This window comes from Schleiferilactobacillus harbinensis (assembly GCF_008694105.1).
GTDB lineage: Bacteria > Bacillota > Bacilli > Lactobacillales > Lactobacillaceae > Schleiferilactobacillus > Schleiferilactobacillus harbinensis.
Genome location: NZ_CP041364.1, coordinates 2,434,514 through 2,461,205 on the forward strand (window position 1 = coordinate 2,434,514; position 26,692 = coordinate 2,461,205).

A 26,692-nucleotide genomic window follows, 5' to 3' on the forward strand; every position below is an offset into this window, starting at 1 on the left:
ATTACGGGGTCAGCACGAGCCTCGCTCTTCACTATTCGAGCTCTGTTGATTGCTTGGTACACCGTTCTTTCATCTGCGGTGCCCAAGGCAAATACTTCTGCAGGTCATTCGGATCATCTGGTACCAGCAGATTGGGGAGCTCCTCAAATAGGAGCTTCAAATAAGCGCGCGTGTCCAGTCCGTTAGCTTCGGCTGTGCGCATGACGCTACGGATGATGCCGCTCGCTTGGGCACCTTTGAAACTGGTGGAGAAAAGCCAGTTCTTCCGGCCCATGACGAGTTCCTTGATGGCCCGCTCGGCGCGGTTGTTGGAGATCTCCAAACGGCCATCGGTTAGAACAACTGCTAGGGCGTCCCGCTGATTGAAGGCATAGTCGACGGCTTTGCCCAGCTTGGTCTTGGGCAGCTGGCCCAAGTTTCCTAACCAGGTGTAGAACGCGTCCATCACTTTGGCCAGAATGGCCTGCCGTTTTTCTTTGCGGTCTTCCGGGGCAAGGTCGTGCCAGCGTTTCTCCAGAAGAAACATGACGTCGCAATACTCGACACCAATCCAGGCAGCACTCTTTTTGGCGTGCTCGATTTTGATCAGGTCTTCTTCGCTGGCCCGTTCTCTCGTGCGGGTGGCTTTCTTTGTCCGCTTCTGTTCACTCTCCGTCAAAGCATCAAAGAATTTCCGGCGGATGTGGGCCAGACAGGCAACGCGCACAACGTGCGGCAGCTTTTGATAGACTGCATACCCGTCGGTTTGGAGAAATCCGCTGTAGTCACCGAGCATCTCTTCGATCCAGTTGTATGATCGGCCGTCTTTGTGCTCGTACAGGATCACTTGATTCTCAGCGTACCGGCCGGAAGCGAGCAGCCAATAATAGGTCTTGCTCTTCTCACTTTCGATGACCTTATACGGCGTCTCATCGGCGTGGATGATATCTTGAGTGAGCAGTTCCTTTTTCATCAGGTCATGCAGGGCGCCCAGTCCATAATCAGCGGCCAAGATGTGCCAATTGATGATGTCTTGGCGCGTGATCGGCACACCCAACCTGGCCCATTGTTTCTCCTGTCGAAAAGCCGGCACTTTCTTCTCGTACTTCTCAATCAGTGTCTCCGCCAGGATCGACGGTGACGCCAAGCTGCTTCCGATGAATGCTTTAGGCACAGGGGCTTTGATGACATCACTGTGGATGCCATGGTCTTTGCAATACTGGCAAGCGTAGGCGTGGGCGATGTATTCAACCACTTGGAAAAATGCCGGGATCATATCCAGGACTTGGCGCATCATTGTACCGCCGATGTCCGCCATGACCCGCTGACAATTTGGGCAGATCCGCTCGCTCTCAGGTAATTCGAACTGTTTTTGGACGTGGGAGAACTGGGCGAGTTCAGCGGCCCGTTTCCCTTTCTTTTTGGTCCGCGTGTAGGTGATCGTTTCTTTGGTTTCTCCGGTTATTTCTGGAATATCCAGCTCCGGGACAACTTCTGTAAACAGATTGGTTTGTTCGGCATGATCCAGGGTCTCTTTCTTGAGGCCATACTGTTTCCTGGTTAAATACGCAATGCCTTCTTTAAGCAGTTGCAGTTCCTGCTTCAAATAGAAGACTTCTTGTTCCAACTGCCGTTCACGTTCAGTCCCGACCGCCTTAGCCATCAGCTCACCGCCTTTCCCACTTGGAATGATAAGTAGGATTATATCAAGCGGGGAGTACAAAAGGAAACCCTTTCCCTGGCTTCTGGAAAGAGCTTCTAGTGGATGATGCCTGGACGGGCGGACCTGATGGTTCGCCGTTCTTCGATGGCCAGTCCGGTGAGCAGCCGCTTCAGCTGGCCATAGCGCAGCTGCTTGACCTCAGCTTGGCTGTGCGGCCATTGCATATGCCCATTCTCAAACCGTTTGTACAGCAGGAGAAAGCCGTCACCGTCCCAGTAAAGGGCCTTGAAGCGGTCACTGCGCGTGCCGCAGAAGAGGAAGAGCGACTGGTCGAAAACGTCTAAGTCGTATTCCTCTTGGACCAGCGTGGCTAGACCGTCGATCCCTTTGCGCAGATCCGTCCGGCCGCAGACGATGAAGATCTTAACGCTGGTCAGGTCGGGAAGCATTGCCGGTCAACTCCTGTAAGATGATGTGCGCCAGGTAGCCGTCAACGCCGTTATAGAGCAGCACCTCTGACTCGCCAAGCTTCACTTTGGCACCCAGCTTGGTTTTGACTGCCGGCACAGTACCGGCCCGGTTGATCGTAAGCGGTCGTTGACATAGGTATCGTGACCCGGTGCAGGCCTCCTTGTAAACTTGGTTTATCAAGTAAACAAGGAGGCCTTTCATGGTTCAAATCAAAGATATCGTGCCGATCCAGGTGACCGACCGGTCGCCGAAGCCGCTGGTCAAACCGCAGGTTGCGGCACGAGTGAAGCTCAAGGACGCCGAGGTCGTGTTTTACACCGGTGTTGACCGGGCAATTCTGCACGTGGTGCTCCAGGAGTTGACAGGCAATGTTCCCCAATATCCAAGAGCTTAACATCTATATCATTTGCGGAAAAACGGACCTGCGCAAAGGAATCGACGGTTTGGCCGCTTCCTTGCGGGAGCTGTACGGCGAAGACGAAGTGCCTTATGATCACTCGCTGTTCTTATTCTGCGGCAGTCAGCGCGATCGGTTCAAGGCTCTGTACTGGGACCGCAGTGGGTTTGTTCTTTACTACAAACGGTACGAGAACGGCCACCTGCAGTGGCCGCGAACGCGCTCTGAGGTGCAGCATCTCAGTCATTACCAGCTGAAGCGATTGATTACTGGTCTAAGTATTCAAGAACGGAGTACCATTCATGATTTCAAGCCAGGATATACCAACTAATTGAGGAGGAGAAGCCATGATTTATTGGCATCTCCTCTTTCCTTCGCCGTATAAAACATGATATAATCCATTTATTATATTTATTGGAGGAACACCGATTGGTAGACACAAAAGATGCAGTGCGATTGGTGGACGCTTCGCCAGAACAATTACGCACCGCACTGCAGAATTCGATAAATGAAAATCAGGACCTCCGGGAACAGATCGCCGTCTTGAAGCGCATGTTGTTCGGTCGGCGCCGGGAATCAAGCGATAACCTGCCGCATGGCCAGACGAACCTGTTCAATGAGCACATCATCACCGGTGAAGAACAAAGCATCATCGACAAGCTCACCGGTGATGACCGCAAGGTCGCCAAGAAGAAGCTCAAGAAAGCGACACGGACCAAGAGCACCGACTTGAACAAGCTGCCGCTGGACGAGCAGGATTGCCTGCTCGAAGGTGAGGAGCGCAAGTGCCCGGTCTGTGGTGAAGAGATGCAGGATATCGGCCGGTCGAAAGTACGCGAAGAAGCAACCTTGATTCCGGCACAGCTCCTGCACACAATCGTCTATCGGCACACCTACGCGTGTCCTAACGGCTGCTTGAATCAGCGCGGCAACCAGTTCCTTAAGAAGTCCGATGTGCCTCGCCCAGCCATACCGCATAGTCCAGCTTCTTCAAGCGTCTTGACCGAATCCATCATGGCTAAGTTTGCCTACAAGATTCCGGACAACCGGCAAGAACGCTTGTGGCACAGTCGCGGGGTCGATTTCACCCGGCAATCAATTGCCAACTGGCACATCAAGGCGTCAGAAGGCTACCTGGAGTCCCTATACAAGCTGATGCACCGAGATCTGCTGACTCAAGACGTTATCCATGCGGACGAAACGCCCTACCGGGTGTTGGATCTAAAGAAGGCGCAGACCTATTACTGGGTCTACACGTCCAGCAAGCACAGCGCCCACCAGATCGTCATGTATGAGCACGGTAATAGCCGCGGTTACGAGGAAGCTGCCCGGTTCCTGGCCGGCTACGAAGGCTACCTGCAAAGTGATGCCTACGCCGTTTACCCTAATTTGCTTGGGGTCACCAATGTCTTCTGCTGGGCTCACGTGCGTCGTAAGTTTGACGAAGCCGTGACCGCCGGAGACAAGGGGCTGGCCCCAACGGGCCGCCAGTATTGCAATGATCTCTTCCAATGGGAAAAGAAATGGCAAGACTTGTCGGCTGATGAACGTCAAACCCAGCGCGAACAACGACTCAAACCTGTCATGGATGCGTTCTTCGCTTGGCTGGTCTCGTTGGACGGCAGCTATCTGCCAAAATCCAAGGTGGGCAAAGCCATCACCTATGCGTTGAAGCATGAGGCTGGCTTGCGGGCAGTCCTGTTGGACGGCCGACTTGAACTATCGAACAACCGGGCCGAACGCGCCGTCAAAGAACTGGTCATCGGTCGTAAAAATTGGCTGTTTTCGCAGAGCAAACGCGGCGCGACGGCTGCGGGGGTCATTCTTAGTCTGCTCACGACAGCACGGGCTAATCACCTCGATCCGAGTAAATATTTCAACTATCTATTCGACACAGTGCCTAATTTGCCGGCTCCCGGCGACATGGTCGCCTTGCAGGACTATTTGCCGTGGGCGCCGAAGGTGCAGGCGTTCTGTCACGAATAACAGCGGGTAAAGCAATGGTGCAATCTTCATGATAGAGGATTGCACCATTTTTGTCTTCACACCTATTTCAACGACCGCTTACGGTTGATCAGCTCAACGGGAACTATATCTTTGATCTGAGTCATAAAACAGCCTCCAATCTACTTGATGTCCCAAGTATAATTGGAGGCTCGACCGGCTGGAAGCCGCTAGATTATTGGACGCTTACCTTTCACTTTCTTGCAAAAAAAGCTTGGCGCCATCCGCCAAGCTTCCCGTACTGCCTATAACCCGTTCGTCACCGTATTGATCTGCCACTGCGATCTGTCAAATGATCTAGGTGAAACATCTGTATAAAATCACGAATGCTCGTTTAAAATTCAACTGATATTACTGTTTTGTTTTCCTCGCCACTAATGGTAAAACTTCCTGAATGGCTGTATCCCAAACTCGCCATTCATGGGCTCCTGCAACGAGCTCCAAGGAATTCTCGAACCCAGACTGTCGTGCTATCGTATGAAATCTTTCGTTCATTCTCAAGAAAGGATCTTCAGTCCCGCAAAGTTGCCATAAAAATGGTTTTTTCTGATCGGCAGGCCAACGTTGTACCACAGAAACCACATCATTCGTGCTGCCCGCTAATTCAGTTTTCTTGCCAAAAAGTGCAGTGTACCAAGACGTTCGTTCAGGATGCTCGCGCCACTGTTCAACGATATCTGGTACACCCGATAGTGAGAAGGCCCCGGCGAATATCTCTGGATGGAGCAAGGCACATTTTAATGCGCCATAACCGCCCATAGATAGCCCACCAACATACGTGTCATCCGGTTGCGCAGACAATGAGAACCACTGACGGCAGCGGGCCACTACTTCTTCACTAATATAGTCGAAATAGTGCATGCCGCTGACAGTATTCGTGTAGTAACTGCGATCCGCTCGCGGCATGATGACTGCCACCTGTTGATTGCGGGCATAATCTGCGATTTTGGTTTGTTCTAGCCAGGCGTTTTCATCATCACCGAGACCGTGGAGCAGCAGCAATATCGGCAAATTAGGTTGCGCGTTTTCTGGCAGCAAAACGTTTAGGCGAGAACGCATCCCAAGCTTTTCTGAGCTGAATTCAACGTGAAAAACTGCCAATGGTAAGGTCTCCTTCCTGATGTAAGGTAAATATGCCGGTATGACGCAGATGCAAGATGGTCGCTGTTGCCTGTTTTTCCACCCAGAAGTCATCACTGGCCATGAGGACAACGTGCGCCGTTAATGCAATCACATCATCGGTCGACTTAATTGCAAAAGAAATTTCCTGATGGTTCAAATTGACTATTTCGGCGGTGGCATAGACCAACCGCCAATCAGCAATGGTGATGTTCATGGCCAACATTAGCCCCTGTTTGGCACCGATTGTGATAGGATGTCTGCCGAAAAGCGGCCGGCCGTGTGAATCGTGCATGCTAAAAGTGGCCGGGACATCCAGCGTATTTAACAAGTGCAGTAATGTCCCTTCATCGCTTTGAGTGATAAAGGCCAAGACAAATGGCGCTGCCGGTGTCAGTGTCAATTGCGGGGCCACTTCAAACTGATTCAGCAATAGTTGATAGAATGCCGGGTCAAAACGGCCTTCTGATCCCAGAAAAGCGACCCGGCCAGGACCAACATTGAATAGTGCCCCGACTGCCGTATTCGACTCCAATTCACGCCAGAACACAATGCTGTCTGGTTTAGTTGGCTCAAATGATTGGAATTGGTGAATACGAACCTCCGGTAAACCATCAGCAAATGCGTGGTGTGTAATTGTCGGGAAGTACGTCACCGATTCCTTTTTCAATTGTAATGGCCTCAGGCCGAGCCCATTAATTAGAGTCGTATCCGGCTGACCGGTTAAATCACTCACAGGCAGCTCACCCTGTAACAGGAGTTGACCACCCTTGTGAACATATTCCAGTAACTGCTTTTGCACAATTGCCGGCATAGCTTGGCCGGTGGGGACCACCAGAACGTGGCGGTCATCATGAGCAGGTAAGTCTTTTTGCAGATTCCAGGCATCATAATTGTACTTGGCAGACAATAAGTTCATTAAAATATTGTTCCACGGTAAGATTGCCCGATTGTTTTCCTGATCGGTAACAAACTGATCAGCCGTCTGACTGTGGGGATAATGATACTCCGTCATGTAATCATCAGGAATAAAGCCCACAGAAATTGGTGCAGTCACTGAATGCATGGGTGCCAACAAACAGTCAGTATTCTTAATGATGCTGCCCACTTGGGCCATGGCCGGCAGCGTATAGTTTGGTTTGCCCTCAGGCGATAACAGTGAACCAAAACCATGGCGATGCCCATGGATACCAATACGAGAATTCCCATCAGCGACGGGCACCGCCAACAATCGATTGAAACCGCCCGTAAACAGGTAATTATTAATTATTTTCGTGCCTTGGGCTAGTTGTAACCGCGTCTTCAAAGGCAACGCACTGGCATCAATTTGCATCGGTAAATGATCGTCGTTATTACCCGAACTAGCATTGAATTCCAATGTAGTGAGCGGCCAATCACCGTCAACGCTCTGCATAAAACGATTGAGCGTATACAAATGAGTGGCGGTGGTCATATCGAAGTTGCCAAAATAAACATCCGTACCAATGATGACATCTTTCAAAGTGAATGCGTCATAAAGCTGGCTGATACCGATGGGGAATGTTTCTCCCCGTCCTTGATCAGTACCATGCACATTGATAAGCAGCGGCGTATTGACAATTCCAGCATCACGGACAGTATCCGCAAGGAAAGCCAGATAATTCTTAAAGCGATAACGCATATAATAGCCCAGATCATTTTGATACTGCAGCACCCAGGTATCGTCCGGTTTTTCCATGTATTGGCGAATACGGGCAGCGGCCAAGAAATCCGCAGGATAAACGACTGGCAACTGGTCATTATATTTGTGTTGCAGCCATACCGAAAATTCAGCAACGGTTGTATCTGTTAAGTCAGGGGCATTACTGATCCAGCTAAGCATGCCCACTTCATTATCCAACTGGACACCGATGATCGGGCCGCCATGAGTCCGCAAAGCCGGCGCCAAAATTTGGCAGACGGCTTGCAGCCAATTCTGCGCCGCATATTTGAAATCTGAATTTATATAGTCGACAGTCCCCGTGGGCACCGTCTGACCCGCCCAAGTAGTGGGAATAATAGCGGGATATTTTTTTCTCACCCAAAACGGGAGGCCCTCGTTCTTCAGTTCAGCCATATTAAATGGTCCCGGCCGGGCAATCAAATAGAGGCCATTTTGATGAACCAACTCAATGAAGTGCTTCAAATTATTCCGTTCGTCCGACTGACCGGTAAAATCAAATACACCTTCCTCTTCTTCATGGACTAGCCAGGGAATGTATGTGGACACCGTATTCATGCCGGCAGCCTTCAGTTCAGTCAACACGGATTGCCAGCGAGTTGGCGGCAAACGAAAATAGTGAACCTCACCCGCTAAAATTGTGGTCGGCCGGCCATCAATCTCAAAAGTGAGAGAGTCTGTCTTGATCATGATTAACTGTTTCCTCTCCAAGCGACCCGCGTCGGATCACCTTTGTTTCAATGTAATGATTACTTGCCTGACCATTATCTTTAATCATATCAATCAAGGTCTGGGCAGCTGTTTCGCCCCATTTATGTTTTGAGTAATCAATTGTTGTTAGTTGCGGGGTTAGATAATGACCAATAAGATCATTATCGAAGCCGATGATCTTGATGTCTTTACCCACGGTATAACCTAACTCGGGCAAAGCTTCATAAAGACCGATTGCCAGTTCATCGTTCAGCGCGAAAACACCGACATTTTTGAGGTGCGCATTGCTGATCTTTTTTGCTGCCTTGCGGCCGCCCTCAATCGTAAAGTCGCTGGGAATAACAACCACTGGTGCGTCAGTTTTATCACTTAAAGAAGCTAATGCTGTTTGCAGCCGGATTTGAGAATCATAGGAATCAGAAGGCCCGCTGATGAAAACATAATAGTCGACTTTGGCCGCAACCAATGCCCGAATGGCCTGTTCAGCCCCTTTGGCATTATCCAATAAGACCTTATGCACATTGGTGCCAGACAATTCACGGTCCATGACGACCATCTTACTGCCTTGTTTCGCGAAACTTTTAATTAGCCGATCAGGGAAGGCTTGATCCAGGATCACTGCACCGTCCACAAATTTCTGGGGAATTAGCGCCCGCGACTTGTCGCCCCCTGCACCAACAATAAGCTCATAATGATTGGCACGGAGTACCTGATCGACCCCATCAATCACATGACTGTAAAAGTCCCCGCCAAAATCTGCAACGTACATTGCAATAATGTTGCTGCTTTGTTTCTTCAGTGTGCGCCCTGCCAGATTCGGCACATAATTGAGTTCCATAGCGATGTGCTTAATCTTGGCACGAGTTTCCTCGGTGACCTTCGAACTGCCATTCAAGGCATAAGAGACTGTTGAAATCGACACACCTGCCTTTTTGGCGATATCACGAATACCAGCCACTTAAATCCCCCCATATTGTTATTGATCAGCTACTACTTTTCTGCTTGCACATTGAATCCTTGTAAAATGTACTTCTGGAAAATAACGAAGATAATCACGATCGGTATAACCATAAAGGAGGAACCAGCCATTTGCAAACCATAATCTGATGTGTGCTGACCTTGGAGTAATTGAAGGCCCACAGAAAGCGTATAGTATTTCTGATCGTTAGCAATGATCAAGGGCCACAGGAATGCGTTCCAACCTCCGATAAAAGTGAGAATTCCTTGAACAGCCAGCACCGGTTTAGAGATAGGGATGATGATGTGCCAGAATATATACCACTCACTGGCACCATCGAGCCGTGCGGCTTCAATGATGGAGTTTGAAATATTACTCATGAACTGACGGAACAGGAAAATGGCAAAAGCCCCCACTAATCCAGGTAGGATAATACCGGCCAACGTATTGGTTAAGTGCATCTCATTCAAAATGAGATAAACCGGGATCATGGTCACTTGTCCTGGAATCATCATCGTGGCTAATACAAGAATAAATAGCGGACCGCGTCCCTTGAATTTAAACTTGGCAAAGCCATAACCAGCCATCGCGTTCAACAGCATACCCATAAAGGAAAACAACGTGATAATTAACGTGTTCTTGAGATAGACTCCAAAATTACTATCGATGAACAAACGCTTGTAGTTATCCAATGTCCAGTGGTTGGGCAGAAAATTTTGAGTCGCCTGCGAGATTTCGGCATTAGTCTTGAAAGAGGAAAGAAACATCCATAAAAAAGGCAAAATAGTGATGAAGCCCCAGAATAGCAGGATTGCGCCCACTGCGACTTTGCCGTTGCGCACGGCTGTCTTATTACCATTAATCATTAATACAGCCTCCTAAATTCCTTGCTGCTTCTTTTGCAGCTTGAATTGCACCAGTGTGGCGATAATAATTGCCGTGAACATAACGAACGACCCAGCGGCTGCGTATCCAAAGTTACTATTCTGGAACCCGTTTTGGTAAACGAACAGGGCAACAGAGTTTGTACTATTCAATGGTCCGCCTTTAGTCATAACGAAAGGTTCGTCGAAGAACTGGAACCAGCCAATCAACGTCGTAACGGTCACGAAAAAGATAGAAAATGACAGCGACGGCAAGGTGATATGCCGGGTTTGCTGCCACCAGCCAGCCCCATCAAGTTCCGCTGCTTCATAGAGTGATTCGGGAATTCCCTGTAAGGCGGCCAAGAAAATCAACATATTAAGACCAATTGCTTTCCAGACGGCCAAAATGATCAATGACATCTTGGCCGTAGCCGGATCACTGAGCCAAGGAAAGGGTCCTAGGCCGATCTTACCAAAGAGATTGTTCAGTAGACCCATACTCGGGTTGTACATGTAAGTCCATACCACTGCAACGGCCACGGTATTGGTGATTGATGGCGTGTAAAAGACCAATCGCATAAACCGGAAAAACCGATTTTGTCCAAAATTGATTAGAATTGCGACAGTCAGAGAAAGCAAGATAACCAAAGGTACTCCGATGATCACATAGTACCCGGTATTCAGAATGGACTGAAGAAAAGCGCTATCGTGGAACAGTTGTGTATAGTTTTGCAAACCGATAAATTTAATTTGTGACCAATCACCTAAACCTGTAATATCCAACCCCGTGAAACTGATGATTAAAGCGATGAAGATTGGAATTAGAGAGAATAGTGCCAGCAGGAGCAATGCTGGCAAGACAAATGTATAGGGAATCAGCTTGTCGCGTAATGTCTTAGCCATAAGAATGGCTCCTTTCATGAAAGAGGGCGCAGCGATCATCGTCGCGGAGCCCATTTAGAGGACAGATGATGCATTATTTTGAAAGAAATACCCCGAGAATACACAGTGGAATTCTCGGGGCAATACAACGCGATACATCACGTGCCGCGATTATAGTGAGTCAGTACCGCTCCCGGTGAGCAACTTATTTATTCAACAATTGCTCGGTTTGAGAATTCAATTGATCCATCGCTTTTTGAACGCTAGCCCCTTGCATGGCGACGGGTTCCCAAGCCTTCAAATAGTTTTGACCGATTTGGTCCCATTGTTTGATTAAAGGCATTGGTTCGGAATCGTTCAGTTGCTTACGGAATACTTGGATACGGGAGTCGCTCAAGGATTTATCAGTCCACGCAGACTTCAGAGTAGGCATAGAGTCGCTGTTCTTGTAGTACTGTAATTGACTGTCCTTAGTCGACAGATACTTCAACAACTTCAAAGCTGCAGACTTATTCTTGCTGTAATTGAAGACCGCCAGGTTACCACCGCCAGTGTTGGACATGTTATTGTCTTTTCCTTTCGGCAGCACAGCTACACCCCATTGATCGTCTTTCAAGCCGGCATCTTGTTTCACACTATTCATCATCCATGGACCGGATATAAACATTGGAATTGGTGCTTTACCGCCAAAGGACTGGCCAATTGTCAATTTCAGATCTTGTTTGGGAGAGGCACCATTCTTATAAAACTTGGCCAAGTAATCCAGTGCTTCAACCATTGGCTTCTTGTTGAATTGCGGCGTCTTGCCTTTAATCAAAGTCGCACCATTTTGCCGAGCAAACATAAAACCAAAGGTTGGTTCAGAGAAATCAACGTTAAAGCCGTACATGTTCTTACCGCGCTTAGACAGCTTTGTGGCAGCATCATATAGTTGGTCCCAGGTCTTAGGTGCTTCGTTATAGCCAACCTGTTTCAATAAATCTTTCCGGTAGTAAAGCACGCGTGTTTCCACATACCATGGAACGGCGTAATATTTGCCATTAAACTCGGTTGTTTTGACAGATCCTTCAAAATAGTTGTTGGGGCTGATATTTTTATCGCTCTTCACTTCTTTGGAGATATCCATCAAACTTTTTGAGCTAACATAATTAGCCATCCCGGTGGTACCCATCAATATCAGATCGGGACCGGATTTAGAAGCGGCTGCCGTTAATAATTTATCGTTGTATTGAGACCACGGAATACTTTGAATCTTAACTTTGATTCCCGTCTTTTTAGTGAAGGCGTCCACCATTGGTTTCACTGCGGTATCCGCATCACCGCCGTACCAGAAAGTGATCGTCTTGTTGTTCGTGTTCGAGCCTGACGAGCTGCTGCTATTACCGCAGCCTACCAGAAGCAGGGCGGCTGCCGCAGCGGCTACAGAAATCCCCAACCATTTCGCTAACTTCATCGTTAATTCCTCCATTTTTGAAATTCGTAATCGAAACGTTTCTACGACTATGATTATACACGAATCGGAACCGGTTACAACTATTTTTTGCGATTTTTTTCAAGCTCTCAGAAAGCCTATTATGACGGCATATGGTACTGCACCAGCCGCATTCCAGAATAGTTTATGCCGTTACGGAGACATGGTAATCCGCATCGAAAGGTAACGAAAACGACGAGTTAAACGTTTCTTTGCCAGCCAGATCAAACACACTCTTCAACAGTGTAGCAATGTAGATTCCCGGGCCGCTGCTGTATAATCGCCATCCTCCCTTCACTGCGACAGATTGATCGCGGACATCCTCAAAGTGTTCCTGAGCAGCGTACCGATCAGGGAAGGCCGCGTCGGAGCTAGAGAAGTATACATTAGCCTGACGCAATGCCGCGTTGCTGACTCGCGATTGAATATTAATCGGGTTCACCAGTTGCAGTAATCGCCAAGCTTCTGCTTGATCACCCATTTGTGCGACAGCATCCGCATACCGAATATGGGCGTGGACATACAGTAATCCAATTTCCCGACCAAAGTTAGCTGCTTGTTCCGCCCGCTTGAAGATGTGGGAAACACCGCCGCGGTAGGTAGAAGGCTTATTCATTAAGCGGACTCCGTCAGGGAACAACAGGTGTTGCGTGATAAGTCGTAATGCATGCTTGGATTGCTGCGGATCAAGAATATGACTCAATACACCTTGCGATAATGGCAACAGTCGATAATCAATACCCGTCAAACCGTCATTCGGGTGAATGATAGGTGTGACATGATGGTCAGCATCCATTTTAATGAACCCAGGTAATACATTGTCCTGCATGAAGTAGCGTTTGAAATCCGCCATCATCTCATCGGCCAGTGTCTGTAGGCTCTGAGCAAAATCCGGAATACTGGCAAAAGCTTGCGCCGCATGGCGCAATGTTTCAATAGTTAGTTCTTCTGTCCATGTACTGGCCATTTCTTTCTTCTGGCTAGCGTCGGCTGGTTGCAGAGTATCATCCCAATCGCCGTCACCGTAAGCAGAGACTTTGGTGTCGTACAGAAAATGGCTTGTGATGTACGCCAGTTGGCGTTTAATATGGTCCAGCAAGCTTTCGGACTTAGTGATCATTTTGTGCTCTTTAAGGGACATATATGGCAATACTTCGCTCAAAATATCGGTATCTTTGGTCGCCAGCAGATAATCGGTAACCACTTTGAGCGGCCAAACAATCACATCACCGTGGCTTTCGTCAGCAAATGATCCTGCATATTCGTCATACATGAACCACTGCGGCCAATTACCGTTTTCGCTGAACTGATGGCTGTAAAGATGAAGAATGATCTGCCGAACAACATCATAATGACCTGTCGACAAAAATAATTCAGTCGGGCCTTGGGAAACATCCCGCGTACCCCAAGCGGCGCCACCGTATTGCTCTAATCCATGGGGTGAGAGCATGTGCACCAGCGCATCGTGGGCATACCACCGTAAGACAAGATTCGTCTGTTCTGCTATATCCTGCTTAGCAGAATTTTCTGTGGTGACTTGGAAGTGCCGCAATAGCGCTTCCAGATAGTCCCGATGTTGTTCGCGGCTAGTCGTAATCGGCTCAGAGTCAGCCCTTTGAACAGTGTTCGTTTGCGTCACAATACTGAATTGACTGACCGAATCGAACACTGCCACCAATTGATGCGTTGGATCATTAGTGGTGTGAGCTAAAATAATCTCTTCCCGACCAATATTGAATGCTTGGGCATTATGCGCATACTGGATACTGTAAGCACGATTGGGATCGACTTTTGCCATAGCCGTATCGGTTTCTGGTGAAAGTGAAATTGCGTTGTCTGTGATATCCAAGAGTGGTTTCTCGCCCAAAGTAGCCGTATCCCACTGAGAAGCGACCCAGACATCGTATCGTTTATGCTTTAAGGAAGCAAAACGAAGCGTCACTTGCTGCTCTGTACTGCTCGCATCATCGCTGATTTTCAACGTGTCTCCGGCCAATTGGTAATACCAGTCACCACCATTGAAAGTCATGGCATAGGCAGATGGCATGGTGAGCAAATGATAGTGTGCATCGCCTGCTGGTCTCACATAAATACGGGTCCCCGTGACCTTGAACCAGTTCAACGCGCTGCGGGTATTGGTAATCATAATGTTCATATTGGTATTACCAAAGACCACATGGGATTCAAAAACACCCGGCATGAATTGCGTGGCTGCCAAAACAGGTTGAGTAGGCGTCATGGTGCGTTCGGCCATGATAATATTCCCTGTTAAGCGTTCCTGTTGGTTTTCTTTTTCTGGCAACACAACGTGAGTGTCGTCAGGAGTGAAGAAGGATAATACCTGTCCGGTTTGATCCCGTTCTACTTGCCGCTGTTGCGGGAACAATACGTTGAGTTGGGTCTCCGTCAAGGAAGTTCCCGTTAATGGTCGGCCCAAGGATTGGTTTGCCTCTGGCAGAGAAACAGACTGCCAGGTTGCAGCAGCAGCCGATAGCGCAGCAAAGTCTGTTTGAATTTCCGAATCCGCAATAAGCTCTTCCAGATTGCCATTGGGTTGGTTCGGTTTAAACGCCGCGTAGAAGGTCACTGCGGTGTCGCCGTCTGCGGCCGTCAAGGGGACAGTTCGTAAAGCAGTGAGAGCGCATTCATACTGCAGTACCTGACTGGGCAAATCTGCTTGATTCATTGCACTAGGTTCGTCAGTACTCTTGTAATCAGTGCCGAAGAATTGGAATCCATCGGTGGCATAGCCAGCAAGGGCAGTCAATGCCCCTTGCTGCAGGTATGGGTATTGACCTGCTTGAGGCTGATTCTGACGTGCAGCGATGGTGATATGACTATCGTTGGTGAACGGGTGCTGATCCAGATATTGGGAAACATAGGCTTCGTTACTATTCACGAATCCTGGTTCACCCAACCCCAAGTCCTGAACATAAGTTAAATCAGCCTCGACCGGCTGGGCGCTGCGAAGAGCAACGTGCCAAAACCAATTTGTACTGCCTAACAGCAGAGTTAAGTCATAATCAATGTCAGCAAAACGCCCCTGCCACCGAGCACCATTCTTAGTTAGAGACAAACGGCTAGAACTCGCTGGCCCAATCAAGGGTGTGTAACGATACTGGCCAGCCGTTTGGACACGCAGATAAATATTAGCCATACTGCCATCCAGCGCATTCCCGGCGACTTGATTGACCATAATATTGTCGGCCATGATCGTGCCGATGGCGCCGTTGTCAAGTAAATTAATCGTAATATGATCACTTTTGAGTTGGTGCATATAACTGCCTCCTGAATTTATTGATGTGCCACGGTAAAGGGCTGACTGGCCGTACAGGTGGAGTCGAATCCGAGCATTACGGTGTAATCCCCTTGGTCAGTTGATCGATGCAGATCGGAATGGATGGTGCTGAGCTGGTCGTAAGGAACTGTTAACGTAATTGTTTGAGTTTGATCCGCTCCCAAGCTGACTTTCTTAAACGCTTGTAATTGTTTGACTGGCTGCACTGTCTCACCGACTTGCTGGTGGGTGTAAAGCTGCACCACGGTCGTACCAGCATGATCGGCAGAATTGTGAATCGTGGCCTGAATCGTCAACGGTTGATCAGGAGTTACGTTGTGCTGAGACAGCGTCCAATCGGTTATGGTGAAATCACCATAACTCAGGCCAAAACCGAACGGATACAATGGAGAATTAGCCGCATCAATGTACTTCGATAAATATTTGTTCTCATCATCAGCCGGTGTACCGGAAATCGGACGGCCAGTATTATAGGCATTATAATAAATTGGTACTTGCCCAATGTTGCGTGGGAAAGTCATCGGCAGGCGGCCGCTCGGGTCAACCCGGCCGCTGAGTACATTAGCGATGGCTGCTCCGCCCCGACTGCCTGGAAACCAGGCCAATAATACGGCGTCAGAGAGTGCGTCGACCTCAGTGAGATCTAACGGTCGGCCGGTAATCACGATGGTGACCAGTGGTTTGTTCAACTGGGCTAGCCCACGTAACAGTGTAAGCTGTTCAGCAGGTAATGTGATATCCGTCATACTGGTTGCCTCACCACTTTCGCTAGCAGGCAAGCCCAATACAGCAACGATTGTTTCTTGCTGACGGCTAGCGTTCACAGCGTCGTTCAATTTGCTGAATTGCACGTGATGGTATTGTGTCCCCGGCATCACAGTGAAGTTGCTGAATTGCTTAGCCAAAGCGTCCGCAATCGTTTCGGTTTGATCCGGATCGCCTTGCCAGGACCAACTGCCAAGGATATCACCAGTATCGGCAACGGGCCCCACCAAACTAATGGCGGTGGCGGTATTGAGTGGTAATGTATGGTGGCTATTTTTTAACAGAACCATTGATTGTTCGGCCGCTGCCTGAGCAGCGTCGAGATTTTCAGTAGTTAGCGTTGCTTCTGTCTCTCGTTCAGTGCTTAAACCACGGTAGGGATCGGTGAATAGCCCTAATTGTTCTTTCAGAATAAGAATACGTTGAGCGGATTCATTGATCAGTTGTTCGATTTGCGGATCCAGTGAGGCAGCCTTTGCTAAGTACTTGGCATAGGCAAAGGACATCATATCGATATCAACTCCAGCCTTTAACGCGAGGTCGGCAGCGTGTTGCAAATCTCCTGCCACGCCATGATGGATAATCTCACCAATGGCGTCCCAGTCTGAGATGAGCACACCATGAAACTGTAATTCGTCTCGAAGAATATCCCGCATCAGATGCTGATTGACCGTAGCCGGAACCCCGAAAAGTGTATTAAATGATGTCATAACCAGGAGTGCCTGTGCTTCAATCGCTGCCGCATAAGCAGGCAAATATTGTTCGCGGAACCGCCATTCAGAAATATCAACTGTGTTATATTCCCGACCAGCTTCTGGCGCACCATAAGCGGCAAAGTGTTTAACACACGCGGCAATATGGTTCTGATCAAGGGGCAGTGTCCCCTGGAACCCGGTAACGGCTGCCTTAGCCATTACCGAATTCAGATAAGGATCTTCCCCAGTGGATTCCATCACCCGCCCCCAGCGTGGGTCACGTACCAGGTCAACCATTGGTGCAAAAGTAACATGGACACCGCCAGCGGCTGATTCCTTAGCAGCCGTGGCCGAAGCAGTCTTCATGACCTGCGGATCAAAGCTGGCGCCAAGGGCCAACGGGATCGGGAAAATGGTCTTGTAACCGTGAACGACATCAGCCATAAAGAGGAGCGGAATACCCAGCCGACTGTGCTTAAGATAATTTTTTTGCACCTTGCGAACAGTTTGAGCACCGGAAATACCGAGTACGGAGCCGGCACTATACAACGCGGCTTCGCCAAGGTGGGCCTCCTTTAAAGGACCGGTAATTGCCACATTATCGCCTTGAAAAAAATCGGCACTTAATTGTATTAATTGACCAATCTTTTCTTGAATTGTCATTTTCTCCATTAAATCCTGGACGTTCTTGCTGACCATGCGATTATCCTCCTATGAATTGTTTCTTTTTTGATTAATCGAAACGTTTCACCAAAGATCATATAGCGTTTTCAGGGAAAAAGCAAGACCTTTTTAGTCACTTCATAGAAACCATTACAGCAGCTCCTTGCAGGCCACTTGTTGTGCATATCTCCATAAAAAGAAGCTTGACGCCATCCGCCAAGCTTCCCGTACTGCTTATTATAACCCGTTCGTCACCGTCCACGTAATCACGCCGGTGTACTTACCCGCACTGATGGCCGGCTTGTTCACCGCATTAATCTGCAACCGCGGCCCGCCAATTTGATAATCACCGGTCTGTGGTTGATTCGCTTGCCACCAGCTATTGGAAATATTGAATGTCGTATCCGGCGCTGCCGCGTTGGTATTAGCATAGACAATCACCGGGTCACTGAGATCCGCCACCGTGGTGCCACTGAGCTGATACCCCAGCGCCCCCGGCAGCGTTTGCCCCGCCGCATTCGTCAGCGGCGTCGTCGCCTGCGCCGATAGCTGGAAACTCTTATTCGTCGTATTCTGGTTCGTCACCACGAGACTGCCGGTTAAGGAAGAAATTGGATAACTCCCAATTCCCAGGTTCAACGATTGCTGCCCAAAGTCGATTGTGGGCACCGTTAACTTCAGCAAACCGCCGGTATCGCTGTGTTTCTTATAGTAATAGTTCAGATCCAGCGTCCCGCTGGCCGAGTCCAACGTGCCCTGACCGTTGCTCGGCAGCCGCGTCTGATCCAGATCATACTGCTGCCCGGCACTGGTCAGTGTCAGGGGTGGATGACCTTGCAGGGTCGTCGCCGGAGTGGCGAGAATGCTGGTACTGCCAATAGAGAAGTCGCTGAAGTTATACGAGTCGGCCATGAATCCGTTTTTCACTACCGGGTTGGCAATGGCCGTTCCGTCGCTCTGGGTAGGTGTCAACGCGGTACCGTCTGAATCAAGCAAGTGCACGTTCACTTTAGCCGGCTGATTAACCGCAATTTGTTTTACGTTGGAAGCCATGGCGTCTGTTTGAGCATACGGCGGGGTCGCGTTCAGGTCCGGCGTATCCACGGCGTAAACATAAATCGTATGCGGCTTGCCATCGGCCAATAGCTTAACGTCATTGACATCGGTAATCATCTGATTCGGAAAATTCAGATAGTCCGTATGCGGTGGCGCCACTGTATACTGTCCAGCGTACAAAGGCTTTCGATTGGCAATAATCGCTGAACTGAGTGCATTGGCTGTCGTAACGGGTGTGCCATCCACTTGATAATAAACCGTCACTTTCTGGCTGTTCAAATCAAAAACACCGCCTGATACCGGTACCGTTGTGGCTGTCGGCAGGACGCGCAGAGAGTTAGTATCTGTCCGGACCACCGGCGCAGTACCACTGCTGGCTACGGAGTTAAAGCCCATCTCAAAGGTGTCACCATCTTTGAAGGGGCCGACTTGGCTTGGCGACCATTTCATAATAATCGCCGAGTCGTCTAGATTTCCGCCTGCTATGCCGCCAAATAGAAGCTGATCTGGTTTTGCGTTTGGGTCGCCTGCATTGCCTTTACCCTCTGGCTGTTGGAACACTGGTGCTCCGCCAGGAAATCCAGACGCGGGCGCACTGAGACCAGCTTTCGTTACGTAGCCGGCACTCCTGTATTGTGTCGCTTGAGTTCCTGACGGGTACGAATATGAAGGCCCAGCAATTGTAACCGGCGAAATCCAATGCGTTCCGCTCCAACTATCCGGCCCATGCACAGCATTAAAGTTAAACTGCATCGCCAGCGGCGGCGTCAAATCAGATGCCCGAAAATACAAGCCCTGGGGCTTTCCTGCCCTTGGCCCCTCTTGGGCCAAGGGTCCGTAATAAAGCGGTATATTATCGTTAGTCCCCAGCTGAGTGTCCAATTGCCGGCCAAAATACAGTCCTGTCAAGTCCACCCCGCTTTGGTTTGTGACCGACTCGCTCATCATCATTTGTCGATTATCTGGACTTGGCTGAAGTATGCTTTGTACTTTTAAATGAATAATTGTATTGGGCTCCAATACCCCCAGCACATATCGGACATAATGAGGATTCGAGATGTATCCATCATAATCCAAGTGAATAATATTAGCATTTGTACTGTCCGCGTACATATGGATGTGTTTGATGTCATCGAAGAACACCATGGGCGATAGTGTAACACTGCCCACCGTTATCGGAGCGCTCTGTTCTCGGCCGATAGCGAGTCCTAAAGATGTGGACAAATGGGTAAAGTCCATGATTCCGTCCTTCTGGCTGCTCGTTAACGAGGACATGCTTTCGTACAATGTATTTACAGTCGGATTAGCTGAATTGGCCTGTAAAATATTCATATTTGGTACATCAATTGCATTATTTACTTGGGTGATGTCGTAATTGTCATGTGACGTCGTTTGGTCGGCCCGGTACTTGCCGAACATGTACCGCAGGCTCAAATTATTACCCAATGGCAGAACGCCGGCCGCCCGCGTCACATCTGGCCGCCACAAGTTAAACGTGATTTGGGCCTTATGGGAATTAATAGTTACATTATAAACGGCTGTTTTTCCATTGTATGGTAACGCAGCCGAATTTTTGACGAAAAGCGTCACGCTAGGCGGAGCGGCGCCAGCTTTAGCATAACTGAGTGTGACATCACCGCTATTCAAACTGGAACTTGCCGCATCAAAAACAAAATTACCTGCCTGCAAATTCTTGAAATCGGTATCTGTCAAACTGCCCGGATCAATCGTTTTTGCCGGGCTTAGTAGAAAGACCGGACCCGATCCCCGTATATACCCGCTTGGTGCAGCCCCATCGTAAGCCATCCCCGTTTGGACCGTTTGTGACAACGACCCCGCCCCCGCCGAATTGAAATAAGCAAAGGCATACCCAGTGCTGGAGGGTGCAATATCGAGATATGTACTCCCTGATACCGCGGCAGCCGCTAAATTGGGCGGCGCCACGGCATTGGTCGGTGTTGCCGCTGCCATCGCAGTCGAAATTGCCGCTTGGGCCGTTGCCAGTTCTGGGTGCAGGGTCTGTACAATTTGCAACTGCTGCTCAAACGGCAGCCCAACAAACTCATCCGCCGTATACGCCGTCCCCACCACAGCCTGCCGCACCCACGCCGGATACTCCGCTGCACCGGCCGCTTGGGCCTGAATGCGGCCCGCCCCAACTAATATAAATAACATTGAAAATAGCATTAGGCATCGTACAAGATGCCGTAATCGCGTTCTCCCAAACTGCCAAAACATAATGACGAACCTCCCCACTCAATTCATTATCATGTTGTTCAAAAAACTTATAATAACGCCCGATATTTTACCTTTAGTATATCATGAACCCTCTGTTTAGATAAGTATTTGTCCCACCATTATTCCCACTCGACAGCATCCCGCACAACTGTTCGAGCCACTCTATTAAAGAACGTCCAAAATTTTTATTTGCACTCTCCGTGCACTTCAACGACAATAATCTTATCAACATATGGGGGAATAAAAAATGACACAAATGTGGACATACACCTACTTCGGCAACCACACCAGCAACCAATTCGACTGGCTGCGCTACGGCATCACCGGGGTAGTAATTTTGATCACCATGGGTCTGCTGCTGAACTACCTGCGCCATCGCAACAACGCCCGGAACCGCGACCTGCTGGTCCTTTCACTGTTGGTTGCCGGGCTGGCCGTCGCCATTCAAATCAGCGACATTCAGCAGAATTATCAACTAACCAATAACGGCAACAGCAATTCACTGATTATGCGCCAATTCATGCGCGACGTGGCCAAGAAGAAGCAGGTGGCACCCGATCAAATTGCGGCCAATCAGACATCATTGGGAACGGGACTGGTCCTCAAGGTGGGCAGTGCCTATTATCAAGTCACCTTCAACAACGACACGGCAATTACCACGTATGCGTTGACAAAAACCACTTTGCTGAACCACAAAGTCCAATTAATAAAGGAGTAATCGCAGATGACTATTGATTATTTTGCCCTATTCATTAAACTCGCTCTGGGTTTTGCAGCATTCGTTTTACAAATTGGCTTAGCTGGACGGGGGAACCTGGCCCCGTCTAACGCCATCGACCAGCTGCAAAACTTCGTCCTTGGGGGGATCATTGGCGGTATCCTTTACAATCCCGCCATTACGACGTTGCAATTCTTCATCGTTTTGCTGCTTTGGAGCATCATCGTCTTCGGTGCTCGCTTCCTGGCAAATCACAACAGCATTGCTCGTCAGGTATTAGTCGGGCAGCCTCACACCATCGTGCATAACGGTAAGATCGATACCGACTTTGCCACCCGGGCGGGGATCTCGGCCCAAGAGCTGGCCTTCCAGCTGCGCCAGCATGGGGCCAGCGACCTACGCCACGTGAAACGGGCGGTGCTGGAAACCAACGGCACCCTGACTGTCACCCTGCAAGATGATGAGGCAGCCTATTATCCGGTGATTCTAGACGGTCAAATCGATGAAGATGCGCTGGATATTCTCCATCGGGATGAAGATTGGCTGACAACTCAATTGCAGGCCCAAAACGTCGAGCAATCTCAAGTGTATATGGCAATTTACGTGAACAATCATTTAGACATCACGACCTATTAAAAAAACTCTCCCGTCATTCACCGACGGGAGAGTTTTTGCGTAATCTAATACTGTAGCGATTTGATCCCCGGCCGCTCGGCGAAGACCGTCAAAAAGCGGTCGATATTCGCCGGTTCAGCGGTTTCCAACCACAGGTTCAATTTGACTTCCTGCTTCTCCGGCTTGCGTTCCATATCCACATTCGTGACGTGAATATTGAGTTTGCGCAATTGGGTCCGCAGCGCATTGATTTCATTCTGATTTTGATCCATGACAATGGTCACGTGCTGAGTATCCATCTTGGGTAAGAAGGGCAGGTGCTGATGCAAAACGATTTGAATCAGCAATACGATTGCTGTAGTCGCCACCCCAACAATGTAGAGCTTGGCGCCCACGGCCATCCCGACGGCCGCCGTGGCCCACAGGCCCGCGGCGGTGGTCAGACCATTAATGCCGCTGCGCCGCACCAGGATCGTGCCGGCGCCTAAAAAGCCGATACCGGTGACGATTTGGGCAGCGATCCGGGATGGATCCAACGTTACGTTGTTCAGCCGCATCACATCAAAGAAGCCGTACTTGGACACGATCATGACCAGGGCCGAGCCCACCGCCACGATCATGTGGGTCCGGATGCCCGCTTCCTTCAATCGGTTAGTCCGTTCATAGCCAATGGCGAAGCCGCAGAGGCTCGCCACGAGCAGGCGCAAAATTAATTCCAACTGTTGCGTATAATTCACAGTGCGATTCTCCATTTCTAAAAGGGTTCGCAATCCATCATAAGCCATCGTTGTCCACAGTTCAAAGTAAGTTATCCCCCGCTTCTGTGGATAAGTTTTTGAGCCGTTACCATATCTGGGGGCGAACAGATTGATGCCCACCAGATATGCACTGGGGAAAATTGAGCCAATTATTTTTTATGACGGCTTTCCACACACCAAAAAATGTTCGATTCAGATTTTCGTCAACGTTCCACACCGCTTGCGCCCGTATGTTTCACGAGATTTCGAACAAATGTTTTCCACAGTTATCACCAAGTTATCCACACTGGGGATAACTTTCTCAACACGCCCAAAAACCAAGTTATACACACAATCCACAGACTTATCCACAGGGTGACCAATCAACTATCCACCAGCCCTTTGCCCCTTGACATTGCCAAACCTTAACATTTACAAAAAGTTGACGGCATTAATTCGTTATAAACGAACGTTCGCTCCCAATTCGTTGAAATGGGGCCTTGTTTCACGAATAACACGTATGTTTCACGAGACCCGGGGGATAAAAATACCCAGAAAGTGTTGGCGAAAATGCCGTCACTTTCTGGGAAATATTTCCCAAGGATTCACAAATCTGGGGATAACTGCTCACCTCACTGACCAATATGGTCAAAATTCAACAACTCATAGTCCACCGCATTGGTTGCTTGGATTGCTTGGTCCGTTTTCCGTTGGGCTTCAGCCAATGCAGCCGTGATGTCCCGCCCTGCGTAAATCTGCTGCATGGCCACTTGGATATACTGGGCGGCTTCGTTCAGATTAGCGTAGAACGGCCCCGCGGTGGCAGCGTTGGTCTTAGCAGCTTGGAGTTGCTGGATCGGGACCAGCAGACCGGGATTCTTGGCCACGGCTTGCTTCAGTACGGGTTCTTTCAAGGCATTCTCATTCACCGCGATGTAACCGGTCGCCGCCTGCCAGGCAGCCTGTTCCTTAGCGGAGATGGCGAATTTAGCGAATTCCCACGCCCCCTGCTGCACGTCAGCGGGTTTGTCCTTGGTGATCCAGAAACTGGCCCCGCCGACTGCCACACCGTTGGCCGGTACGTTATCCGGATGGGGCATGAAGGTCACGCCGAACTTGAATTTTGCCGACTTGGCGATGGTGCCCATCGCTGCTGAACTCTGCATGAAGATGCCGAGTTTTTGGGATAGAAAGCCGGCCATTTGGTTCGCCGACGCACCGGATCCGGTGCCGTAGTTCTGGAAGGACCCATCCTTGATCATCCCCTGGACCCAGGTGAAGACTCGGCGCATTTCCGGCGTGTTGACGTTGGCTTTCGTCGCGACTTTGTCCCGACCGTTGCCGTTGTTGACCAGGGTGCCGTTCTGGTTGGCCACCAGTGAATCCGGCAGCCAGTCATAGATCTGGAGAGTGACGCCCTTCAATTTGTCCCCGGCGCGCTGGGTCAGCAATTTCGCCGCGTTGGCCACTTCGGAATACGTGGGCGACTGGGGCAGATTAGGGATCTTGTATTTTTTGAAAAGATCCTGATTGTAATACAGTACCGCGGACGAGGAGTTAAACGGCACGGACAGCAATTGACCGCGCAGCGTGTAGGCACTCAATACGTTGGTATAAATCTGGCTGGTGTCATAGTGCTCCTTGTCGATGAACTTTTGGACTGGTGTGTAGTTATTGATGCCCACCGTGGCGGCGCCGTTGCCTTGGTCGATTTGGACCATGGCCGGGGACACGTTGCTGTGCAAGGTGTTGATATACTTTGATTGGGTCAGGGAGTAGCCCCCTTCATACACTGGTTCGACCCAATATTTCTGCTGGCTCTTATTGAACCGCGCTACCATGGCTTCCAGCGTCTTGCCGTTGGGCCCGTTCATCGCGTGCCACAGGGTGACCACGGTGCGGCCCCCGGGGGTGGCAACGGTATGGCTGGGTGCCCATTGGTGGACGGCGGTGTTGCCGATCACCAGCAGCGCCAGCGCACTGGCTGCGGCGATCAGCCATTTATTCAGCTTTCTCATCCCTTCACACCTCCCGCATTCAGACCCTTACGGAAGTAGCGCTGACCGACGATCAGGATCAGCAGCGTGGGCAGCAGGACCAGAATCGCGGTGGCCATGATCACGCCCCAGTTGCTGAAGGTGTCTTCGGCTTGCAGCTGCTTCAACCCGACCTGAGTCGGCCGGTGAGCGTCGGAGAACGTCGTGATCAGCGGCCACAGGTACTGATTCCAGTGCGTTAGAAAAGTGTACAGGCCGAAGGTGATCAGCGTGCTGCGGGAATAGGGCAGTACGATGCGCCACAGGAATTGTAACCGGCCCAAGCCAATCAGGTCGCTGTATTCCTTCAATTCATTGGGCACTTGGAGAAAGGCTTGGCGCAGCATGAACACCCCGAAGGCCGAGGTGAAGAACGGGATCGTCAAACCTGGATAAGAATCCAGCCAGCCCAGCGCCCGTACTGTCTGGAAGTTCGGAATGATCTGGGCTTCAAACGGCAGCATCATCGTGATCAAGAAGGCGAAGAACAGCCCGTTCTTGAAGCGGAATTGGAGAAAGGCGAAGGCATAGGCCGCCAGGGTACAAAAGACGAATTGACCCAGCATGATCAGGGTACTCATCACCAGCGAGTTCCACATGTAGAGCACCACCGGCGTCGTCTTGATGGCGTTGACGTAGTTGGTCAGGGAGATATTCAGCGAGGTAAAGTGGCCAGCCACAATGTCCGTCGTCGGCAGCAGGCTCGCCCAAATCCCCAGCAGCAACGGGGCCATCATCAGCAGGGCAATCAAGATCAGCAGCATATAATGAACAGAACGTTTCACCCGAGTCATTGATAATACACCTTCCTCTCAGTGAAGCGGAATTGCACCCACGTGGCGAGGGCAATGATCACTGTCAAGACAATGGCCTCCGCGCTGGCGATCCCGATATTCCGGTAATTGAAGGCATCCTGATAGACTTTATAGGCAATGAAATTGGTGGTGTTATCCGGACCGCCGCCAGTGATCAGGTCAATCTGGGTAAAGGTCTTGAACGCCCCGATCACCTCCACGACGATCAGGAAGAATAGCGTCGGACTGACCATGGGAATCGTGATCTTCCACGTCTGCCGCCAATTCGACCAGCCCGCCAGCGACGCGACGTCATAATAATCTTGGGAACCGATTGCAGGGCCCCCAGCAAATTGAGAAAGGCAAAGCCGCTGCCCATCCAGACACTGGACAAAATCACTGCGATCATCGCCCCAGTGGGATTAGTCAGCACGTTGACCTGGGCAAACCCGATCATTTTCAGCAAAATACTGATCAACCCCACCGAGGGGTTAAACAGGAACAGCCACAAAATCGAAGCTGCCGCGGCGGAGACGCCCATGGTGGAGGCAAAGGCGGTACGGAAGAACCCCGCGCCCCGCAGCCGTTGGGTGGCCAACCGAGCCAGGATCAGCGCCAGTGCAATCGTGCTCACACTGGTCACGGCCACAAAAATAAAGGTATTGCCCAAACTTTTGAAGAACAATGGATCAGAGAAAATCGTGACGTAGTTGCCCACGCCCACAAAGTTGGCGGCTTTCCCCGTCAGGTTCGTGGCAAACAGACTGTTGATGACCGTCATGATCATCGGATAATAAGTGAAGACCGCCATGATTACCAAGGACGGTACAAGGAATCAGAGCGCGCTTTTGAACCAA

20 protein-coding genes and 1 pseudogene are annotated in these 26,692 nt (G+C 49.9%); 5 read left to right on the forward strand and 16 right to left on the reverse strand.

Translation table 11 applies throughout. The features are described 5' to 3' along the window. Nucleotides 1–31: 31 nt before the first annotated feature. From tnpC (FMM01_RS12035) to FMM01_RS16310, 3 genes are all read right to left on the reverse strand, one after another. A complete protein-coding gene (tnpC, locus tag FMM01_RS12035) occupies nucleotides 32–1,642 on the reverse strand; it encodes an IS66 family transposase (protein WP_150392687.1) in 1,611 nt (536 codons plus the stop codon). A 95-nt stretch (nucleotides 1,643–1,737) separates the two neighbouring features. Beyond that, nucleotides 1,738–2,091, reverse strand: a complete 354-nt coding sequence (tnpB, locus tag FMM01_RS12040; protein WP_027829609.1) for an IS66 family insertion sequence element accessory protein TnpB — start codon at nucleotides 2,089–2,091, stop codon at nucleotides 1,738–1,740. Further along, nucleotides 2,066–2,209: a hypothetical protein gene (locus FMM01_RS16310; protein WP_190973500.1), complete on the reverse strand. Its 144-nt coding sequence runs from the start codon at nucleotides 2,207–2,209 to the stop codon at nucleotides 2,066–2,068. The genes tnpB (FMM01_RS12040) and FMM01_RS16310 overlap by 26 nt, the downstream gene beginning before the upstream one ends. A 103-nt stretch (nucleotides 2,210–2,312) precedes the next feature. Between FMM01_RS16310 and FMM01_RS12050 the strand changes: the two genes are divergently transcribed. From FMM01_RS12050 to tnpC (FMM01_RS12060), 3 genes are all read left to right on the forward strand, one after another. Next, complete coding sequence (locus tag FMM01_RS12050; RefSeq protein ID WP_027827606.1) at nucleotides 2,313–2,507, forward strand: hypothetical protein; 195 nt, start codon at nucleotides 2,313–2,315, stop codon at nucleotides 2,505–2,507. Then, the gene (gene tnpB / locus FMM01_RS12055) at nucleotides 2,482–2,841 is read left to right on the forward strand and encodes an IS66 family insertion sequence element accessory protein TnpB (RefSeq protein WP_150391429.1); all 360 of its coding nucleotides are present in this window, start codon (nucleotides 2,482–2,484) and stop codon (nucleotides 2,839–2,841) included. The genes FMM01_RS12050 and tnpB (FMM01_RS12055) overlap by 26 nt, the downstream gene beginning before the upstream one ends. A gap of 98 nt (nucleotides 2,842–2,939) precedes the next feature. Continuing rightward, nucleotides 2,940–4,496 (forward strand): IS66 family transposase, encoded by a 1,557-nt coding sequence (gene tnpC, locus FMM01_RS12060; protein ID WP_150391428.1) that lies wholly within the window; start codon nucleotides 2,940–2,942, stop codon nucleotides 4,494–4,496. A 369-nt stretch (nucleotides 4,497–4,865) separates the two neighbouring features. Here the strand turns inward: tnpC (FMM01_RS12060) and FMM01_RS12065 are convergent, their stop codons facing one another. The 9 genes from FMM01_RS12065 to FMM01_RS12105 all read right to left on the reverse strand — a co-directional run bounded on the left by FMM01_RS12065 (nucleotide 4,866) and on the right by FMM01_RS12105 (nucleotide 20,872). Continuing rightward, nucleotides 4,866–5,615, reverse strand: a complete 750-nt coding sequence (locus FMM01_RS12065; protein ID WP_150392689.1) for an alpha/beta hydrolase — start codon at nucleotides 5,613–5,615, stop codon at nucleotides 4,866–4,868. Continuing rightward, nucleotides 5,596–8,022, reverse strand: coding sequence for a beta-galactosidase (locus tag FMM01_RS12070; protein WP_150392690.1), 2,427 nt, complete (start codon nucleotides 8,020–8,022; stop codon nucleotides 5,596–5,598). Before FMM01_RS12070 ends, FMM01_RS12065 begins: the two co-directional genes overlap by 20 nt. Beyond that, nucleotides 7,994–9,001 (reverse strand): LacI family DNA-binding transcriptional regulator, encoded by a 1,008-nt coding sequence (locus FMM01_RS12075; protein ID WP_150392691.1) that lies wholly within the window; start codon nucleotides 8,999–9,001, stop codon nucleotides 7,994–7,996. Before FMM01_RS12075 ends, FMM01_RS12070 begins: the two co-directional genes overlap by 29 nt. Before the next feature lie 32 nt (nucleotides 9,002–9,033). Then, nucleotides 9,034–9,867: a carbohydrate ABC transporter permease gene (locus FMM01_RS12080; RefSeq protein WP_051225389.1), complete on the reverse strand. Its 834-nt coding sequence runs from the start codon at nucleotides 9,865–9,867 to the stop codon at nucleotides 9,034–9,036. A gap of 12 nt (nucleotides 9,868–9,879) precedes the next feature. After that, on the reverse strand, nucleotides 9,880–10,770 hold the full coding sequence (locus tag FMM01_RS12085; RefSeq protein ID WP_027829090.1) for a carbohydrate ABC transporter permease: 891 nt from the start codon (nucleotides 10,768–10,770) through the stop codon (nucleotides 9,880–9,882). Between the two features lie 184 nt (nucleotides 10,771–10,954). Then, nucleotides 10,955–12,217, reverse strand: a complete 1,263-nt coding sequence (locus tag FMM01_RS12090) for a sugar ABC transporter substrate-binding protein (protein WP_223849938.1) — start codon at nucleotides 12,215–12,217, stop codon at nucleotides 10,955–10,957. 148 nt (nucleotides 12,218–12,365) lie between these two features. Then, nucleotides 12,366–15,497: a GH36-type glycosyl hydrolase domain-containing protein gene (locus tag FMM01_RS12095; RefSeq protein WP_150392692.1), complete on the reverse strand. Its 3,132-nt coding sequence runs from the start codon at nucleotides 15,495–15,497 to the stop codon at nucleotides 12,366–12,368. Nucleotides 15,498–15,514: 17 nt separating this feature from the next. Continuing rightward, nucleotides 15,515–17,677, reverse strand: coding sequence for a glycoside hydrolase family 3 N-terminal domain-containing protein (locus FMM01_RS12100; RefSeq protein WP_063516253.1), 2,163 nt, complete (start codon nucleotides 17,675–17,677; stop codon nucleotides 15,515–15,517). Between the two features lie 201 nt (nucleotides 17,678–17,878). Beyond that, nucleotides 17,879–20,872: a hypothetical protein gene (locus FMM01_RS12105; RefSeq protein WP_150392693.1), complete on the reverse strand. Its 2,994-nt coding sequence runs from the start codon at nucleotides 20,870–20,872 to the stop codon at nucleotides 17,879–17,881. A gap of 310 nt (nucleotides 20,873–21,182) precedes the next feature. Here FMM01_RS12105 and FMM01_RS12110 point away from each other — a divergent pair, with 310 nt between their 5' ends. Both FMM01_RS12110 and FMM01_RS12115 read left to right on the forward strand, forming a co-directional pair. Beyond that, nucleotides 21,183–21,653 (forward strand): DUF3290 family protein, encoded by a 471-nt coding sequence (locus FMM01_RS12110; protein ID WP_150392694.1) that lies wholly within the window; start codon nucleotides 21,183–21,185, stop codon nucleotides 21,651–21,653. A 6-nt stretch (nucleotides 21,654–21,659) separates the two neighbouring features. Further along, nucleotides 21,660–22,289, forward strand: a complete 630-nt coding sequence (locus tag FMM01_RS12115) for a DUF421 domain-containing protein (RefSeq protein ID WP_063516247.1) — start codon at nucleotides 21,660–21,662, stop codon at nucleotides 22,287–22,289. 44 nt (nucleotides 22,290–22,333) lie between these two features. On the opposite strand, the gene FMM01_RS12120 is transcribed toward FMM01_RS12115, so the two are convergent. From FMM01_RS12120 to FMM01_RS12135, 4 genes and pseudogenes are all read right to left on the reverse strand, one after another. After that, complete coding sequence (locus FMM01_RS12120) at nucleotides 22,334–23,005, reverse strand: MgtC/SapB family protein (protein WP_419554999.1); 672 nt, start codon at nucleotides 23,003–23,005, stop codon at nucleotides 22,334–22,336. A gap of 632 nt (nucleotides 23,006–23,637) precedes the next feature. Then, entirely contained in the window at nucleotides 23,638–25,023 is a 1,386-nt protein-coding gene (locus FMM01_RS12125; protein WP_150392696.1) for an ABC transporter substrate-binding protein, read from the reverse strand. Beyond that, nucleotides 25,020–25,835, reverse strand: a complete 816-nt coding sequence (locus tag FMM01_RS12130; protein WP_027829081.1) for a carbohydrate ABC transporter permease — start codon at nucleotides 25,833–25,835, stop codon at nucleotides 25,020–25,022. Before FMM01_RS12130 ends, FMM01_RS12125 begins: the two co-directional genes overlap by 4 nt. Next, nucleotides 25,832–26,670: pseudogene (locus tag FMM01_RS12135) on the reverse strand (carbohydrate ABC transporter permease); the annotation flags it as partial. The pseudogene FMM01_RS12135 and the gene FMM01_RS12130, both read right to left, overlap by 4 nt. Nucleotides 26,671–26,692: the final 22 nt, after the last annotated feature.

Excerpts from the sequence above, each read along its gene's own strand:
- tnpC (WP_150392687.1), bottom strand. The coding sequence starts at position 1,642 with ATGGCTAAGGCGGTCGGGACTGAACGTGAACGGCAGTTGGAACAAGAA.
- tnpB (WP_027829609.1), bottom strand. The coding sequence starts at position 2,091 with ATGCTTCCCGACCTGACCAGCGTTAAGATCTTCATCGTCTGCGGCCGG.
- FMM01_RS12050 (WP_027827606.1), top strand. The coding sequence starts at position 2,313 with ATGGTTCAAATCAAAGATATCGTGCCGATCCAGGTGACCGACCGGTCG.
- tnpB (WP_150391429.1), top strand. The coding sequence starts at position 2,482 with ATGTTCCCCAATATCCAAGAGCTTAACATCTATATCATTTGCGGAAAA.
- FMM01_RS12070 (WP_150392690.1), bottom strand. The coding sequence starts at position 8,022 with ATGATCAAGACAGACTCTCTCACTTTTGAGATTGATGGCCGGCCGACC.
- FMM01_RS12080 (WP_051225389.1), bottom strand. The coding sequence starts at position 9,867 with ATGATTAATGGTAATAAGACAGCCGTGCGCAACGGCAAAGTCGCAGTG.
- FMM01_RS12085 (WP_027829090.1), bottom strand. The coding sequence starts at position 10,770 with ATGGCTAAGACATTACGCGACAAGCTGATTCCCTATACATTTGTCTTG.
- FMM01_RS12090 (WP_223849938.1), bottom strand. The coding sequence starts at position 12,217 with ATGGAGGAATTAACGATGAAGTTAGCGAAATGGTTGGGGATTTCTGTA.
- FMM01_RS12095 (WP_150392692.1), bottom strand. The coding sequence starts at position 15,497 with ATGCACCAACTCAAAAGTGATCATATTACGATTAATTTACTTGACAAC.
- FMM01_RS12100 (WP_063516253.1), bottom strand. The coding sequence starts at position 17,677 with ATGGTCAGCAAGAACGTCCAGGATTTAATGGAGAAAATGACAATTCAA.
- FMM01_RS12105 (WP_150392693.1), bottom strand. The coding sequence starts at position 20,872 with ATGTTATTTATATTAGTTGGGGCGGGCCGCATTCAGGCCCAAGCGGCC.
- FMM01_RS12110 (WP_150392694.1), top strand. The coding sequence starts at position 21,183 with ATGACACAAATGTGGACATACACCTACTTCGGCAACCACACCAGCAAC.
- FMM01_RS12115 (WP_063516247.1), top strand. The coding sequence starts at position 21,660 with ATGACTATTGATTATTTTGCCCTATTCATTAAACTCGCTCTGGGTTTT.
- FMM01_RS12125 (WP_150392696.1), bottom strand. The coding sequence starts at position 25,023 with ATGAGAAAGCTGAATAAATGGCTGATCGCCGCAGCCAGTGCGCTGGCG.
- FMM01_RS12130 (WP_027829081.1), bottom strand. The coding sequence starts at position 25,835 with ATGACTCGGGTGAAACGTTCTGTTCATTATATGCTGCTGATCTTGATT.